This is a genomic window from Pantoea sp. PA1, from assembly GCF_056856975.1.
Window position 1 is genome coordinate 413996 of sequence record NZ_JBXGEE010000001.1, and the last position, 16428, is coordinate 430423.

Annotated in this window: 14 protein-coding genes; 10 read left to right on the plus strand and 4 right to left on the minus strand. The window is 56.5% G+C overall.

The window, feature by feature from the left end; all coding sequences use genetic code 11:
• The first annotated feature begins 171 nt into the window (after positions 1–171).
• From AC1V0D_RS02225 to AC1V0D_RS02235, 3 genes are all read left to right on the plus strand, one after another.
• Complete coding sequence (locus tag AC1V0D_RS02225) at positions 172–759, plus strand: Yip1 family protein (RefSeq protein ID WP_009091306.1); 588 nt, start codon at positions 172–174, stop codon at positions 757–759.
• Positions 760–936: 177 nt separating this feature from the next.
• On the plus strand, positions 937–1884 hold the full coding sequence (gene pbpG / locus AC1V0D_RS02230) for a D-alanyl-D-alanine endopeptidase (RefSeq protein ID WP_009091304.1): 948 nt from the start codon (positions 937–939) through the stop codon (positions 1882–1884).
• Positions 1885–2099: 215 nt separating this feature from the next.
• A complete protein-coding gene (locus AC1V0D_RS02235) occupies positions 2100–4541 on the plus strand; it encodes a DUF3772 domain-containing protein (protein ID WP_482906913.1) in 2442 nt (813 codons plus the stop codon).
• A 17-nt stretch (positions 4542–4558) separates the two neighbouring features.
• Here the strand turns inward: AC1V0D_RS02235 and AC1V0D_RS02240 are convergent, their stop codons facing one another.
• Entirely contained in the window at positions 4559–5053 is a 495-nt protein-coding gene (locus AC1V0D_RS02240; RefSeq protein ID WP_482906914.1) for a carbohydate-binding domain-containing protein, read from the minus strand.
• Between the two features lie 284 nt (positions 5054–5337).
• Positions 5338–7041: a D-lactate dehydrogenase gene (gene dld / locus AC1V0D_RS02245; protein WP_046101465.1), complete on the minus strand. Its 1704-nt coding sequence runs from the start codon at positions 7039–7041 to the stop codon at positions 5338–5340.
• A 156-nt stretch (positions 7042–7197) separates the two neighbouring features.
• Here dld and bglX point away from each other — a divergent pair, with 156 nt between their 5' ends.
• The 3 genes from bglX (at position 7198) to AC1V0D_RS02260 (ending at position 11186) form a co-directional block, all read left to right on the plus strand.
• Positions 7198–9495 carry a beta-glucosidase BglX gene (gene bglX / locus AC1V0D_RS02250; protein ID WP_482906915.1) on the plus strand — a complete coding sequence of 766 codons (2298 nt, stop codon included), beginning with the start codon at positions 7198–7200 and terminating at the stop codon, positions 9493–9495.
• Between the two features lie 88 nt (positions 9496–9583).
• Positions 9584–10459 (plus strand): oxygenase MpaB family protein, encoded by an 876-nt coding sequence (locus AC1V0D_RS02255; RefSeq protein WP_325936990.1) that lies wholly within the window; start codon positions 9584–9586, stop codon positions 10457–10459.
• 148 nt (positions 10460–10607) lie between these two features.
• Complete coding sequence (locus tag AC1V0D_RS02260) at positions 10608–11186, plus strand: TetR/AcrR family transcriptional regulator (protein ID WP_482906916.1); 579 nt, start codon at positions 10608–10610, stop codon at positions 11184–11186.
• Positions 11187–11219: 33 nt separating this feature from the next.
• On the opposite strand, the gene AC1V0D_RS02265 is transcribed toward AC1V0D_RS02260, so the two are convergent.
• Complete coding sequence (locus AC1V0D_RS02265; RefSeq protein WP_033736366.1) at positions 11220–11999, minus strand: BPL-N domain-containing protein; 780 nt, start codon at positions 11997–11999, stop codon at positions 11220–11222.
• A 355-nt stretch (positions 12000–12354) separates the two neighbouring features.
• Positions 12355–12570, minus strand: a complete 216-nt coding sequence (locus AC1V0D_RS02270) for an NUDIX hydrolase (protein WP_482906917.1) — start codon at positions 12568–12570, stop codon at positions 12355–12357.
• Positions 12571–12734: 164 nt separating this feature from the next.
• Between AC1V0D_RS02270 and AC1V0D_RS02275 the strand changes: the two genes are divergently transcribed.
• From AC1V0D_RS02275 to AC1V0D_RS02290, 4 genes are all read left to right on the plus strand, one after another.
• Complete coding sequence (locus tag AC1V0D_RS02275; protein WP_140028253.1) at positions 12735–13205, plus strand: OsmC family protein; 471 nt, start codon at positions 12735–12737, stop codon at positions 13203–13205.
• A 390-nt stretch (positions 13206–13595) separates the two neighbouring features.
• The gene (locus tag AC1V0D_RS02280; protein WP_482906918.1) at positions 13596–14666 is read left to right on the plus strand and encodes an amidohydrolase family protein; all 1071 of its coding nucleotides are present in this window, start codon (positions 13596–13598) and stop codon (positions 14664–14666) included.
• Positions 14641–15915 (plus strand): MFS transporter, encoded by a 1275-nt coding sequence (locus AC1V0D_RS02285; RefSeq protein ID WP_033736364.1) that lies wholly within the window; start codon positions 14641–14643, stop codon positions 15913–15915. The genes AC1V0D_RS02280 and AC1V0D_RS02285 overlap by 26 nt, the downstream gene beginning before the upstream one ends.
• Positions 15916–15963: 48 nt before the next feature.
• Positions 15964–16422, plus strand: a complete 459-nt coding sequence (locus tag AC1V0D_RS02290) for a GNAT family N-acetyltransferase (protein ID WP_482906919.1) — start codon at positions 15964–15966, stop codon at positions 16420–16422.
• The last annotated feature ends 6 nt before the right edge of the window (positions 16423–16428 follow it).

Sequence of the window (16428 nt, forward strand, 5' to 3'; positions counted from 1 at the left end):
AGTCTATACGCGAATTGGCTTCGCTTCCGCCCGGGCCGCGCGGGTGCGTTTATTTCTGCTGTTTTTTTGTCCGGTCGCCACGAAAGTTTTGCTGCCGTTTATACTTGAGAAGACGCTGCCCCCAAAGACGCATGCTCATCGGGCGGCCCACTGCATCAGAGGAGTGACTGTATGAACCATGTCTGGGGACTTCTGGCGCATCCGAATCAGGAAATGCGTGATATTAAGCAAGAGAATGAGAGTGTATCGCACCACTATACCCACCATGTTCTGCTGATGGCGGCGATCCCGGTGATCTGCGCCTTCATCGGGACCACTCAGCTGGGGTGGAACCTGGGCGAGGGGCGATATGTGCAACTTAATCTGGCGACCGGGCTTGGGCTCGGCATCCTGTTCTATCTGATTATTCTCGGTGGCGTCGCGGTGATGGGGCGGGTGATCCACTGGATGGCACGTGATTATCCGCAGCGGCCCGGCGTGCAGCGCTGTACCGTCTTCGCGGGTTATGTGGCGACACCGCTGTTTCTCAGCGGGCTGGTGGCGCTCTATCCGCTGGTCTGGCTCTGCGTGCTGGCGGGTGCGCTGGCGCTGCTCTACACCGGCTATTTGCTCTATATCGGCATTCCGCTGTTTCTGAACATCGACCGTGAAGAGAGCCTGCGCTTCTCCGGTTCCACCCTGGCGATCGGCGTGCTGGTGTTTGAAGTGTTACTGGCCCTGACCGTGGTGCTGTGGGGATATGGTCCCCGCCTGTTCTAGACAACCGCTGCCGCCGGCCTGGCGGCAGTTTTCTTTTTACGCCCGGATACACTCTCCCCAGGAAATTTCTTAACCTTCCGCGTATGATGCTGCTGCCAGCCCGCGCGCCGACGTGACTGAGGCGGGCGGCCTGTGTCTCTCTGGCACAGTACATAACACCAACCGGGTTTTTCTACGATGTCTGCAAAAATTCGTTCCAGCCTGCTTTCGCTGGCACTGCTCGTTTCCGGGCAGATTGTTTCACTTCCGGCTCAGGCGACCACCTCCCTGTCGCAGCTTACGCCTATTGCTCAGCCGCAGATTGCCTCTGGCAGTGCGATGATTGTCGACCTCACCAATAATAAAGTGCTCTTCTCCAGTCACCCGGATCGGGTCAGGCCGATTGCCTCTATCACCAAGCTGATGACGGCGATGGTGGTACTGGATGCGCACCTGCCGATGAACGAGATGTTAACCGTCGATATCAGCCAGACGCCGGAAATGCGTGGCGTCTTCTCACGCGTGAAGCTCAACAGCCAGATCAGCCGCCGCAACATGCTGCTGCTGGCGCTGATGTCCTCGGAGAACCGCGCTGCCGCCAGCCTGGCTCATGCCTATCCGGGCGGATACAACGCCTTTATCCGGGCGATGAATGCCAAAGCGCGGTCGCTGGGTATGAAACAGACCCGCTACGTGGAGCCGACCGGCCTGTCGACGCAAAACGTCTCCAGCGCCCAGGATCTGGTCAAATTACTTAAGGCGACGCGCGAATATCCGCTGCTCGGCGCCCTCAGCACCACCAAAGAAGAGACGGCCGTGTTTGCCCATCCGAGCTATGCACTGCCGTTCCGCAACACCAACCATCTGGTCTACAAAAATGACTGGCATATCCAGCTGACCAAAACCGGTTATACGGACGAGGCGGGGCACTGCCTGGTGATGCGCACCATGATCAACAATCGTCCGGTGGCGCTGGTGGTGCTGGATGCCTTCGGCAAATATACCCATTTCGCGGATGCCAACCGTCTGCGCAGCTGGATCGAGACCGGCAAAGCCGCGCCGGTGCCTGCGGCTGCGCTGGCGTACAAAAAGCAGAAGTCGGGCCAGGTCGCCAGCAACGGGGACAGCAGTGCCGGCGTGGAGTAAAGAGAGCAGAGAACGTCTGCTGTGTTACCCGGCGTTGTCTGCTGTCTGAGCAGGCGCGCCGGGCGAGCCGGGCAGCGGCGTAACGCGCGCGGTCTGCCCGGAATTAGCCCGAAAAATACCCGTTATTCCTATATTGCCATCCCTTGCAAAGTCCTACACTACGCGCGACTGGCGAGGGACGATCGCCTGATATAAGCTGCCGGAATTTTACTCATATGTTTATAAGATCCTTTTTTGCATGGTTAATGCTGACGCTGGTGGCGTTTGCCCCGGCGGTGACGCAGGCGGCGGATGATATCACCGCGGCGGCACAGGAACAGGAACAGGATGCCCAGCCGAAGCTGAATGCTTCGGTTGAACTGCCGAAAATGCAGAAGATCCTCGATAAGATTAAGAGCCAGGTGTCAGGCGACGCGGGCGAAAACAAACTGAATCAGCTGAATGAGATGGCGCTGGAGCTTTCCGGCAATGCCGACACGCTGGGTCAGGCGCTGATCCCCGATCGCCAGCAGCTGGAAGCGCAGTTGCAGGTGCTGGGTCCGGCCCCCAAAGCTGACAGCGGGGTAAAAGAGACGCCGGAGGTGACGCGCAAGCGAAACGCGCTGGAGAGTCAGAAAAGCAAACTCGACGATCAGATCAAGCAGGCAGAGGGCATTAAAAATGGTGCCTTAACGCTGTCGTCGCAGATTGTTAACCTGCGCCGTGACCAGCTGAAAAGTCAGCTGGCGCTCAACTCCGGTACCATTCTCGGTGCGCGTTTCTGGTCTCCCCTGACCAACAGCCAGGACCTGGACGGGGAGAAGATCGGCGAGTTTCTGCAGGAGCTGCAGGACACCGCGGCGCTCTCCTGGGAGCCGGGCTGGCGCATAGGCAGTACGCTCTGGCTGCTGGCGGCGCTGCTGGTGATGACGGTGGGTCGTCGCTACAGCGAGGAGTTTCTTGCCTGGGTCAGCATTCATAAACTGCCGGAAGGCAAACTGCGCCGCAGCTTCCTGGCGGCCGCGATTGCCCTGACCACGCTGGTGGCGGTGGTGCTCACCTTTAACTTTATCGCTCTGGCGTTTACCCGCCGCGATGAGGTCTCGGAAAATGTGCAGGACTTTGTCGATCGGCTGGTTCAGCTCAGCGTCTTTTGTGGCCTGATCGCCGGACTGGGGCGTGCGTTTCTCTCTACGCGGCGGCCGAGCTGGCGTTTGCCCACCATCTCCAATGAAGTGGCGCTGGCGCTCAAACCGTTCCCGCCTATTACCGCGGTGCTGGTGTTTATCTTCCAGACGGTGGAGGCCTTTAACTACAGCGTCGGCACCAGTCTGAATACCACCATTTTCGCCAACGGCCTGACGGCGCTGCTGATAGGCAGTACCGCGCTGGCCATCAGCATGCGAACCAACCGCGTTCGTCGTCGCATGACGCTGTCAGGCACGCCGCCGGAAGCCCGCTCTACGCTGGTCGGGCTGATCCAGCTGGGGCTGACCCTGACCGCGCTCGCCATCCTGATCTCGCTGCTGGTCGGTTATGTCACGCTGGCGCGATTCCTGAGTTATGAGGTGATCTGGTGTGGCCTGCTGTTTGGCTCCTTCTACTTCCTGAGCCATCTGCTCAACGATGGCTGCGAGAGTCTCTTTTCGACCAGCAATGCAACCGGCCGCCGCATTCAGAGTTCGCTCAACATCAATGAGCGGCATCTGCAGCAAACCGCCACGCTGCTGACGGCGATTGGTAAGACCATTCTGGTGCTGTTTGTGGCGCTGGCGCTGGTCAACGGGACGTTTGCCTCCTCAACGCCGATTGAGCTGCTGCAGAAGGTGATTGAGTTCTGGGGCGGGAAAGGGCTGGAGTCCCTGAATATCGTTCCGGCACACATGGTTAATGCGCTGATCTGCCTGATTGTCGGCATCTATGTGCTGCGCTCGGTGCGCCGCTGGCTCGACACCGACTTCCTGCCAAAAACCACCATGGACGTGGGGATGCGGGTGTCGCTGGTGACGCTGTTCAGCAACATCGGTTATGTGCTGATCATCCTGCTGACCCTGTCGATCATGGGGCTGCAGTGGAACAAGCTGGCCTGGATCGTCAGTGCGCTGTCGGTCGGTATCGGTTTCGGCCTGCAGGAGATCGTGAAGAACTTTATTTCGGGCCTGATTCTGTTAACCGAGCGGCCGGTGAAGGTGGGCGATCTGGTGACCATCAGCGGCATCGAAGGGGATATCCGCCGGATTAACGTGCGTGCCACCGAGATCCAGCTGGGTGACAAATCCACGGTCATCGTGCCGAACTCGCAATTTATCTCGCAGAACGTGCGCAACGCCACGATGGGCAATGCGCAGGGTGTGGTGACAATTACGCTGACCTTCCCGCTCAACATCGATCCGGTGAAAGTGCGCGATATTCTGCTCGATGTTTACAACGAAAACGAACGTATTCTGGAGACGCCAGAGCCATCTGTTTCGTTTAAAGATCTGACCCAGCAGGGCATTGTGCTGAGCGTGACCGGTAACGTGGCCGGGCAGCGCCAGATTTCCGGCGCCAAAAGCGATCTGCTGTTCGATATCCTGACGCGCCTGCGTAAAGAGGGCATCCTGCTTTCCACGCCGCAGACCATGATTATCGAACGCCGTCAGCAGCCGGATGCGGAACCCGAAGAGAAGCTGGTTTAAGGCAAAAGGGCCGGGTTTTACCGGCCCTGATCGTCGTTCCGCGAGCGCAGCGAGGCGAGGAGGCGATCCTCTGCTCTGTCCGGGCGATTGTGCGCGAACGGCTGCCAGTATTCATGGACGACGGGAACCTGCACCGATTCGCCTGCGCCAAGGCCGGTGAACTTCTCTGTCGGCTCCAGCCGGGTTAAACCGCCGACAAGGTGGGTCATTCTGAACTGGTCATGATCGACCCGCAGCCTCTGGTGGACGTTGCTCAGGTAGAGGGCCCAGTGCCTGTCCGTCAGGGCCGGGCCGTTGTTGGTCAGGGTAAGGGTGGCGCGATTGCAGGCGGCGTAGTCGCCACCCACTGCAGCACAATCGGTGCCATGAAGGGCAGCCTGATTATCGTTGACCTGACAGGTGAGCCTGAAGTGACGGATTGGATTCACTCCCCGCTGAACTGAGGCGCTGCCGTAAGCTGAGGCTGTAAGGCTCAGCAGCGTGAGCGCCATAAGGTATCGCTTTAACATCATGATTCATCCCTGCTGAAACGGATAGTGCGTTACCCGTAAGGGTTAGCGCTGCCTGAATAAGGCATTCTCTCTTTTTCTGTTATTTTTCAACGGCACTCTATTTTCCGGCTGACGGATGATCAATTGGCAGGGCAATCTTTTGTGAGATATTACGCAGAACAGAATCGCTTTATAAATAATCAGGGAGAATATCAGAAAGGAGGTTAACTGTTTTTAATGCGGATGTTATCTGAATAGCCTTAATCAGCCCGCCGCTTTGATGAGCAGGCGGGCCGGTGAGCCGATTACGGCTGCTTTACGGCCCAGCCTTTTTGCTTGCTGGTTTTGCCGATGCCGGGATTAAAGCTGTTGGTGGGATCGAGCTGGCGATAGAAGGCCGCCAGCTGCGGTTTCGCCTGATAGAGATGGCCCACATTGTGCTCGGCGGGGTATTCCGCGCCGCGCGCCTGCAGAATCTCCAGCATCTGCGCTTTCAGGGCGTGCACGTCGACACCTTTTCTGACGATGTAATCCTGATGGAAGACGTGACAGAAGAAGTGACCATAGTAGAGGCGATGGCTCAGCGAAGCGCGGATCGCTTCAGGCAGCGTTTCAAACCAGTCAGCATCGTTGCGACGCAGGGCGATATCCAGCGCCAGGATATCCTCGACCTCGTCAGCGTGCACCGCGTGATAGCGCACGGCCGCCCCTGCAGCCGCGAACCGATGCAGAAAAGCGTGCGCCCCCTCTTTGCCTTCGCACTCAAAGAATTCGCCTCCGCCTTCACGGAAGTAGTCGCGCAGGTAGTTACGCGCTTCCGCAACGCCTTCACCAGACATCTTCAGCATCAGATGATGTTCATATCTGTCGCGATACTGCTTCATGCGTTTGGGCAGATGCGCCGGGAACAGCCGGCTCAGGCGCTGCATCAGGCGGTCGGTGAAGTGCGGTTTAACGAAGGCGAGTTTGTTCAGCCAGGCATCGACCCGCCCCTTCAGCGTGAAGAACAGCGGCATTTTGTCGGTGCCCAGCCTGTCGATCATCAGGAAGGTATCTTTGCCGTAGACCTCCGCAATGTCATAGATGTCGCGGTGCATATATTCACCCGCCACCGGCAGATGGGTGAAGTGCGCCAGAATGTGACGGCGGATATCGGTGAGGACGCCAGGCTCGTTGGTGCCGATATAGAACACCTGCTGCTGGGGTTCGCTGGCAAAGGTGTCCAGTCGCACGGCAAACACCGCCAGCTTGCCGGCACAGCCCGAGGCTTCGAACAGACGGCGCGCATCGGCGTTATAGCGGGCGGGCGTATCGGCATTCACGTCACGCACCCGGTCAGCATATTCGTGGTCAGAGGCGTGGCGGCCATCGTGCTGCACATCACCGGGCTGCCAGCGATCGTCATCCAGCCGGCCCAGAATCTCTTCCGGCGTGCTGCCTAACTCAATGCCCAGATGGTTCACCAGCCGCAGTTTGCCCTCCGCATCGATTCGGGCGAACAGGGCCATTTCACTGTAGGCCGGACCACGTTTGATCAGCGATCCGCCGGAGTTATTGCAGATGCCGCCCAGGACCGACGCGCCGATGCAGGAGGAGCCGATCACCGAGTGCGGTTCGCGTCCCAGTGGCTTCAGCGCTTTTTCCAGCTGATAAAGGGTGCTGCCGGGGAAAGCCAGCACCTGCTGGCCGTTGTCGATCAGCTGCAGCTTATCCAGCCGCAGGGTGCTGACAATCACCAGCGGGCGGTCGTAGTCGTCGCCATGCGGCGTCGAGCCTTCTGTCAGGCCGGTATTCGCCGCCTGCATCAGAATGATGACATCCGCCCTGACCAGCGTTTGCAGAACCCGCCAGAGCTCCAGCAGCGTTCCGGGAAACGCCACGGCCAGCGCATCCCCTTCGCCGGAGCGAAAGCCTTTGCGATAGCGGGCGGTCTGTTCAGGTTCAGTCAGCAGATGAGAGGGGCCGACGAGGCGGCGCAGGTCAGAAAGCAGGGCAGAGGTTGGTATCATGAGCAATTCCCTTGTCTTATCAGTGCGCCTTAACTGTAGCACGTCCGCTCATCTCCTCGCAGTGTGACAGCGGCAGGCTACCTGCTATTCTCATCTTGTGGCACACTGCCGCCTGTTAATACGATATTGCGCAGTTACTTAAGAGAACCCAACCTGATGAAATGGATTTACTCTGTTAGTCTCGCTGTTTCCCTCGCGATGCAACCGGCACTGGCTGAGACCGTGCCAGGTCACCACCCGATGACCGAACAGGCGCGGGATGCCTTCGTTAACCAGCTGCTGAAAAAAATGACGCTGGACGAAAAGATCGGTCAGCTGCGTTTAATCAGCGTCGGACCGGATAATCCCAAAGAAGCCATTCGCGACATGATTCAGAAGAGTCAGGTTGGTGCGATCTTTAACACGGTGACCCGCCCGGATATCCGCGCCATGCAGGATCAGGCGATGCAGCTCAGCCGGCTGAAGATCCCGCTCTTTTTCGCGTTCGACGTCATCCACGGCCAGCGCACCATTTTTCCTATTCCCCTTGCGCTGGCGTCGAGCTGGGATCTGGATGCGGTGAAAGAGGTCGGGCGCGTGTCCGCCTATGAGGCAGCCGACGATGGCCTGAATATGACCTGGGCACCGATGGTGGATGTCACCCGTGAACCGCGCTGGGGGCGTGGCTCGGAAGGGTTTGGTGAAGATACTTATCTCACCAGCGAGATGGGCCGCAGCATGGTGCAGGCGATGCAGGGTAAAAGCGCCGCCGATCGCTACAGCGTGATGACCAGCGTCAAGCACTTCGCGCTCTATGGCGCGGTCGAAGGCGGCCGGGATTACAACACGGTGGATATGAGTCCGCAGCGCATGTTCCAGGACTATCTGCCGCCTTATAAAGCCTCTCTGGATGCGGGCAGCGGCGGCGTTATGGTAGCGCTGAACTCCATTAATGGCGTACCGGCGACGGCGGACAGCTGGCTGCTCAAGGATCTGCTGCGCGGTCAGTGGAAATTCAAAGGCATTACCATCAGCGACCACGGCGCCATTAAAGAGCTGATTAAGCATGGCGTCGCCAGCGATCCGCAGGACGCGGTGCGCATCGCCCTGAAGTCGGGCGTCGACATGAGCATGAGCGACGAGTATTACAGCAAATATCTGCCGGATCTGGTGAAGCGCGGTGAAGTCAGTATGGCCGAAATTGATGATGCGGCGCGTCATGTGCTTAACGTCAAATATGATATGGGGCTGTTCAACGATCCCTACAGCCATTTAGGGCCGAAAGAGAGCGACCCGCAGGACACCAACGCGGAGAGCCGTCTGCATCGGGCCGAAGCGCGCGACGTAGCGCGCAAGAGTATCGTGCTGCTGAAGAACCGGCTGGAGACGCTGCCACTGAAGAAATCGGGCACCATTGCGCTGATCGGGCCGCTGGCCGACAGCCAGCGCGACATTATGGGTAGCTGGTCCGCGGCTGGCGTGGCGAAACAATCCGTCTCGCTGCTGCAGGGGATGCGCAACGCGACCGAAGGCAAAGCGACGCTGCTCTATGAGAAGGGCGCCAACGTTTCCGATAATAAAGGCATTCAGGACTTCCTGAACCTCTATGAACCGGCGGTTTCCATCGACACGCGTTCACCGCAGCAGATGATCGACGACGCGGTCGCCAAAGCGAAGCAGGCGGATGTCATTGTTGCCGCCGTAGGTGAAGCGCAGGGTATGGCCCACGAAGCCTCCAGCCGCAGCGACCTGGTGATCCCGCCGAGCCAGCAGAAGCTGTTGGCCGCGCTGAAAGCCACCGGCAAACCGCTGGTGATTGTGCTGATGAACGGACGCGCACTATCGGTGGTGAATGAAGATCGTATGGCCGATGCGATGCTGGAGACCTGGTTCAGCGGGACGGAAGGCGGTAACGCCATCGCCGATGTCCTGTTTGGCGACTATAACCCGTCGGGCAAGCTGCCGGTCTCCTTCCCGCGTTCCGTGGGGCAGATTCCGATCTACTACAACCATCTGCCCACCGGCCGGCCTTACAACTTTGCTAAGCCGAACAAATATACGTCGCACTACTATGATGCGGTTAACGGCCCGCTCTATCCGTTTGGTTACGGCCTGAGCTACACCCGCTTTACGGTGTCTCCGGTGAAAATGTCGTCGCCGACCATGCCGCGTAACGGCAGCATCGAGGCCAGCGTGACGGTGACTAACAGCGGTCAGCGCGACGGTGCGACGGTGGTGCAGATGTACCTCAACGATCCGGTCGCCTCCATCAGCCGTCCGGTGCAGGAGCTGCGTGGTTTCAAACGCATCATGCTGAAAGCGGGCGAGTCTCAGACCGTGACCTTTAAGATCGCCGTCGATGCGCTGAAGTTCTGGAACCAGCAGATGCAGCATGTGGCGGAGCCCGGCAAATTCAACGTGATGATTGGACTCGATTCCGTTCGTACTCAGGATGCGCAGTTCAGCTATCTGTAACCGCCCGCCTTTCTCCTGAGAAAGGGGGTGCGGCGCGTCGTTAGCGTCCTGCTACGGCGCGCCGCGTCATTTCACTATCAGAGCCACCATGATAAATCTGCGTGACCGTATTCAGCAGCAGGTCTTTCGCCTTAACGGCCTGTCGATGAATGAGTTTGACCTCTCCCAGCCGCCTGGCGATCCCGGCCTGTTTGGCCCGGACAGCGTAATCTGGCGCGTTCACGGCGACTTCACCTCCATGATGTGCGGCGGGATCAGCGCGCTGCTATTACAGATGCTGCATCCGGCGGCGCTGGCGGGCGTCTGGGATCACTCCAATTTCCGCGAAGATATGATGGGCAGGCTGCGGCGCACCAGTCAGTTCATCGCCGTGACCACCTACGGTAATCAGCAGGATGCGCAGACGCTGATCGACCGGGTGAAACGCATTCACCTTAAAGTCAGCGGCGTCGACAGCGAAGGTAAACCCTATGCCGCCAGCGATCCGCATCTGCTGACCTGGGTGCATGTGGCAGAGACCAGCCGTTTCCTGGCGGCCCATCTGCGCTATAAAAATCCCCACCTCACGCGTGCCGAACAGGATCGGTACTATCAGGAAGCGGCGCTGATTGCTGAGTCGCTGGGCGCGGAGCGGGTGCCGAAAAGCGTCGTCGATGTGGCGGATTATCTGCAGCAGATGCGTCCGGAATTACGCTTTGATGCGCGCACCGCTGAAGTGACGCGACTGCTGATGAATGCGCCAGCCCCAAGCTGGCAGGCGAAGCCGGTGATGAAAGTGATGCTGGCGTCGGGGTTCGGGCTGATGCCAGCATGGGCGCAGGCGATGTCCGGCCGTGAGACAGGGCGCTTTCAGCAGGCGATGATTGATCGGAAGATTAATGCGATTGCGGTCGGGTTGCGCTGGTCGATTCAGAGAGGAGCCTGGTATCGGGCGATGGTGAGGATGGGGCGGGACCCGGGGTAAGGGCAGGGCCATGCCCTCCTCGTGATGACGCATGGATAGCATATTCTGTTCGGCCGGTTCCCGGCATGAGGGGGTATTTTACCGCCGTTAGCGCTGAGTTTCTTAAAATGGTATTATGCCGCCATCTGAAGCTAAAAAAATCCTGGAAATGAAAGTCGACTCCTTTAAAAATATCATAAAGAAAACAGCGTTGAGCCTTTTTAAAGAGAAAGGGCTCAACAATGTTTCGACGCGTGATTTGAACACCCGGCTTAATATTTCCAGAAGCCATATGTATCATTATTACAGTAACTGGGAAGAGCTTAAGCTCGACGCCATAAAAAAAATGCTCGATGACGATATCATCGATTATTTTTCAATGAAAAAAGAGCGGGGTATCGAAAAAATCGCTGAAGAGCTGCTCTTTTTCCTGGATTATTTCCTTCCGAACGCGCCCTCTTCTCACTGGATATTATATCTTGAAATATGGCCTCTTTCAGCACGAGATCAGCGCTATGCTGACCTTATTCATGGCAACTTTATCCAGTGTAATGAAATCGTTGAAGATATCATTACGCGTGGTACAGAGTCCGGGGAATTTTCCTCCGCAGATAGTCATATCTCAGCCCGCAAAATTGCGGCTGTGCTCGATGGCTATTCAAGTATGATCATACTTGATTATTCGGATGAGAAGCGCGCACTCTTTCTTGAAGAAATTTTTGATTTTTCTCTTCAGATATTGAGATAAAGGCCATTTCAGGCTCTTATACTTTACCCGCGTTCAGTTATTTTCTGTGTTCAGGTAATTCAATATTCTGATCATTTTGCTTCGGGCAGGTATATAGCCTGGCATAGTGGCATCGATCCAGCTTTCATCCGCTTCGGGATGCGGTCCCGAAAGAACGACTTTTCCCTTTCCATAGGTATAGGCCGCCATGGCAACATCGCCATTGCTGTACCAGGAGATGGGTGTAAACCCTTTGCTGGCCGAACTGTTACTCAGATAAGGACCATCCTGAAAGTAAGCGGATTCTTTTTTGCCTCCCCACAGTAATGACAATGTGTAATCTCCCTCATCAGCGGCCTCTGAACCTGGCCTGCCCACTTCGCTATCCAGAGGGACGTCGATCAATCCTATCCAGTCTTTATCCGCCAGATAGGCGCCCATACAAATTCCCAGAAAACGTTTACCAGAGCGAACAAAATTACGGATCGCTTCTGCTCCCTCATCGCTTATCGCATCATAAGCCGCAGGAATATCCTGTCCGCCACCCGGCTGAATATACATATCAAATTTGTTAAGGTTTCTGCTATTTAGCTTGAGCTTTTCATTTTCGCCTATGTAACTGATAGAGAAATTTTTCCCTGTATTGATAAGCGATTTAACGACCATTTCTGAACAGCCTGTACAGCCCGCCTCTCCTCTGTAAACAGCGATGTTCATGGGTTTTTCTTCCGCAGAACAGGTTGCGGGAAAATACCCTGCCAGCGATAAAATTAAGGCTGAAGTAAAGAAAAAAGTGTTTGTATTTCTTCTGCAACGGAATTTTTCAACATTCATTACACAGTCCTTAACTTCCGATAGGGGATAAATAAACAGATATTAAACGCTGTCTGATGCTGGCATCTTAAAATTAGAGCAGTCGCCCTAATTTACATATTTTAATTTACAGGTCAAGTCTGATTTGAACAGATAAAGGGGTTGCTCTCCCCGACAGAGAGCGCTGATTCAGCCGGGCGGGTTGTCTGATCGTCTGCAAACTCATCGGCGTCGGAGAGGATAAACCGCCTGTTCGGACAGAACGCCGGTTTGCTTATTGACTGAAAATTATCGAAAAAAATGACAGCTGGCCTGCCGCGCGGTTACGCAGTCAAAAGACGCGTCAGGAATAACTTAAAGAGATAAAGGCGATTGCTCAGGCTCGCTCTCTGGAGAGGATGTCGGTGATCAGATCATGGGGAAAAATGGTGTCGGTAGTGTCTCGCAGCTCTTCTGCTGTCCACCAGTGGTAATGCTCAATGACGCGCTTTTCATTTTGACTCCATCCTGAACAGTCAATCTCTCTCTTTTCCGTGCGAATGAGAAAGAAACGTTCTTCAGCGAGCACGGTTTCCCCATCCGGCAGCGTCATCGGAAATGTCCGTGATGCGAGAGCCACGCCTGCTGCGTACCTGAAGCTGACCTGCACGCGTTTTCATTGTGCTGATTCTATCACCCGACAGAATGTGGTTGAGTAAACAGCCGAAGCTCCCGCTCTGTTTTCCCCGTTTTATCCTCAATAAAGGAGTCAGAATAATGGAACATCACTACACATCGCGCATCTTCTGGACCGGCAATCTGGGAACGGGGACGTCGGGTTACAAAGCGTATGCAAGGACGTGGGATATCGCCATCAGCGGGAAAGAGGTCATCCATTGCTCCAATGATCCCCTGCTGGGTGGCGACGCCAGTAAAATGAATCCTGAAGACCTCCTGATATCCTCTCTTTCGGCATGCCATATGCTCTGGTATCTGCATCTGGCTTCCGATGCCGGGATTACGGTTCTCGGCTATGAAGATTCTCCCTTAGCGACAGGTGAAATATCAAAAGGCGGGGCGGGGCGCTTTATTTCGGCGGTGCTGAGACCGACGATCACGGTAGCAGAGGGGACAAATCTTGATGCAGCCACGGCTATTCACCATGAGATCCATAAAGTCTGTTTTATCGCCAGATCGGTGAATTTTCCTGTCTCCTGTGAACCAGAATTTATCATCCGTCAGGCGTAGAACACGCATCTGTGCCTGTTCTGAAACGTCGCGGTTTTTACTGATTTCACACCGCGACTTTTCTTCATCGCTCTCTTTCTCGTCCCCCGAAACGGGGCGTCCCTGAACCGCATCCTCTCTCCCGCTCCCGGTCATTAGTGCACCGCCGCTGAGCCACAGCTGGCTCTGAAGCGCGGTGTGTCCTGAAAGTAAAATATTTGTGATTAACATCGTATTTACATTAAGCGCCTCCTTTTTTTGCTGGCTGAACTTTATCCGCTGAGCCTATAGTGGATTTATTCAGTAAAACTGAGTTTTATCAGATAAAACAATGCGGTTCAGGTCTGTTCACCTGTCCGCCACGCGAAAAATGTCGGGATCTGATTTTAATCAGAAGGTTAAGAGGACGTTATGGAGATTGTTAATGCACCGCATCTGCCCGTTCGGGAAGCGTGGCTCGCGCGTCATCATGAAGAGGCGCTGATGCCCGGTCTTCCGGTCGTGGATGCGCATCATCATTTGTGGGATCGCCAGTCAGGTCGCTATCTGGCACCGGAGCTCAGCCAGGATATCGAACAGTCCGGACACCGGATTCTCTCGACGGTGTATGTTCAGTGCCGCTCCATGCTGCGCCGTCACGGGCCTGAAGCGTTCAGACCCGTCGGAGAGGTCGAGTTTGCAGGCGGTTGTGCCGCGATGTTTGAAAGCGGTCACTATGGCGAAGCCGCAGGTTGTGAAGCCATCGTTGGCGGTGCCAGCCTGCTGGCTGGGGACGACCTGCTGCCCGTCGTGGAACTTATGCTGGCGCGATCGGGAGGACGACTGCGCGGGATGCGGAATCCGCTGGCCTGGCATCCTGATCCCCGCGTCAGCTCCAGTCCCGTCACGCCGCCCGCCGGTCTGGCGGCCAGTGACGCATTCCGGCGCGGAGCAGCCTGCCTTGCCCGCAACGGACTTTCGCTGGATGTCTGGGTTTATCACACTCAGCTCGATGAAATTGCCGGACTGGCCCGCGCGCAGCCCGATCTGCTGGTGATTGTGGATCACTGCGGCGGACCGATTGGAACGGGGCCTTATGCCGGTAAACAGGATGCCGTTTTTCAGGCGTGGAAAAAGGGGATTATCGCCCTGGCGGCGCTGCCCAACGTGCGCATCAAAATCAGCGGTTTTGGCATGACGGTCATGGGCTATCCCTTTGCACAACACGACACACCACCTGACTCCCTGACGCTCTCCCGGGCCTGGCAACCGCTGTTTGAAACGCTGGTTGAGGCATTTGGCGTGCAGCGCTGCATGTTTGCCAGCAACTTCCCGGTCGACAAAGGCATGTTCAGTTACGGTGTGTTCTGGAATGCCTGCAAAAGGCTGGCGGAGCAGGCTTCTGCGGCCGAACAGGCGCATCTCTTCTGGCGCACCGCGGCATCAACCTATCGCTTATCCTCCTTGGAGAATATGGATGAATATGAAATCAAAAGTGCATGAGGCGCATCCTCTCGATGCGGACGCCTCAGGTTCAGTGCTCTCCTATTCATCGGCTGAAAAAAGGACCCTGGCGCTGGGCGGGTTAGGGTGGACATTTGAAAGCTACGACTCTTTTTTGCTCTCTCTGCTCTTACCCGTGCTGGGCGTGGTATTTGGCCTCGGCAAAACGGAACTTGGCGTGTTTATCAGCGCCACGGCTGGCGGGCAGATCATTGGCGGCATCCTCTTCGGGCTGGTGGCCGATAAAATCGGACGCGTAAGAACGGCCCTGATCTGCATCGCCATCTATTCGCTTTTCTCCGGTCTGCTGGCGTTTTCCCACAATCAGCAGATCTTTACCTTGCTGCGATTCTGCGGTGCGCTCGGTATGGGCGGGATGTGGACATCAGGCGCGGCGCTCATCGCTGAAACCTGGCGTCCGGAGCGCCGTGCGCGCGGCGGCGCGCTGATGCAGATGGGGCTACCGGTGGGCGCAATCCTGGCGATTGGCCTGACGGCACTGGTCACGGCAATGACCGGTGGGCTGGAACACGGGGGATGGCGCTACCTGTTCATGATTGGCGCTTTGCCGGTTTTTATCATGATGGTGATTGCGTACATTACGCCCGAATCGCCGGTATGGCTGGCGCGCCAGCAGGAACGCGCACAGCGGCAGACTAAAAAGGCCAGCGCCGGCAAAACGAATATCAAAGGGTTGCTGCTGGCGTTTACCTTTATCTTCTTCATTCAGTATCTGTTCTGGGGGGTCTTCACCTGGACGCCCACTTACCTTCGTGAAGTGAAGCATCTCGATTTTCTTCACAGCCTGAAGTTTGTGCTGGCCCTGCAGACCGGTGCGATTGCTGGCTTCCTGGTGTTCTCACTCATGGCCGATAAATGGGGACGCCGGCCGATGTTTCTGCTCTATCTCCTGATCGGTGCGGTCGCGGTCGGATTATATCTGGTGACGACGCAGCCGCTGATTCTCATGGTGGCCATCTTTATGGCCGGTTTCGGGGTTAACGGTATTTTCGCCGGTTCCGGCCCCTTCCTGGCCGAGATTATTGGCGACACCCAGTCACGCGGCTTTCTGATGGGCCTGGCTTACAACGGGGGGCGTCTGGGCGGCTTTATCGCGCCGCTGCTCATCGGCTATGTGGCCAGCATTGGCGGCTTCACCGCCGGGCTGGCCACCACCGTGCTGGCCTTCGTCGCCGCGATGATTGTGGTCTGGATGGCACCAGAAACAAAAGGCGTTAAGCTGAAGTAAATCAACGGGCAGAGTCGTTCCGGAAGCGACCTTTGACGGGGAGAACAGATGTTCAGCATTTCAGAAGTCGATAAAGGGGATAGCGACCTGGTGCGCCTGGTCGGCGAACTCGACGCTTTTCAGCGCGAACTCTATCCGGCAGAAAGCAATCACTGTCTGGATCTCTCAACCGTCGGTGATGAGCAGCTGAAGTGCATTATCGTTCGTGATGAGCAGGGCTTGTCGGCAGGGTGTGGGGCCTTACTCTTTCAGGAGGCGGGCTTTGCGGAGATCAAGCGGGTTTATATCCGGCCGGCCTACCGGGGCAGGAAGCTCGGCGAGCAGATCATCGCCGCCATTGAGACGATAGCTTCAGAAAACCGTTTACGCGAACTGCGGCTTGAAACCGGGATTCATCAGCAACCGGCTATCGCACTCTATCGCCGATGCGGGTACGCACTATGCGAGGCGTTCCCACCCTATATGCCCGACCCGTTGAGTCTGTTTATGCGCAAACGGCTTTTATAAGGCCAT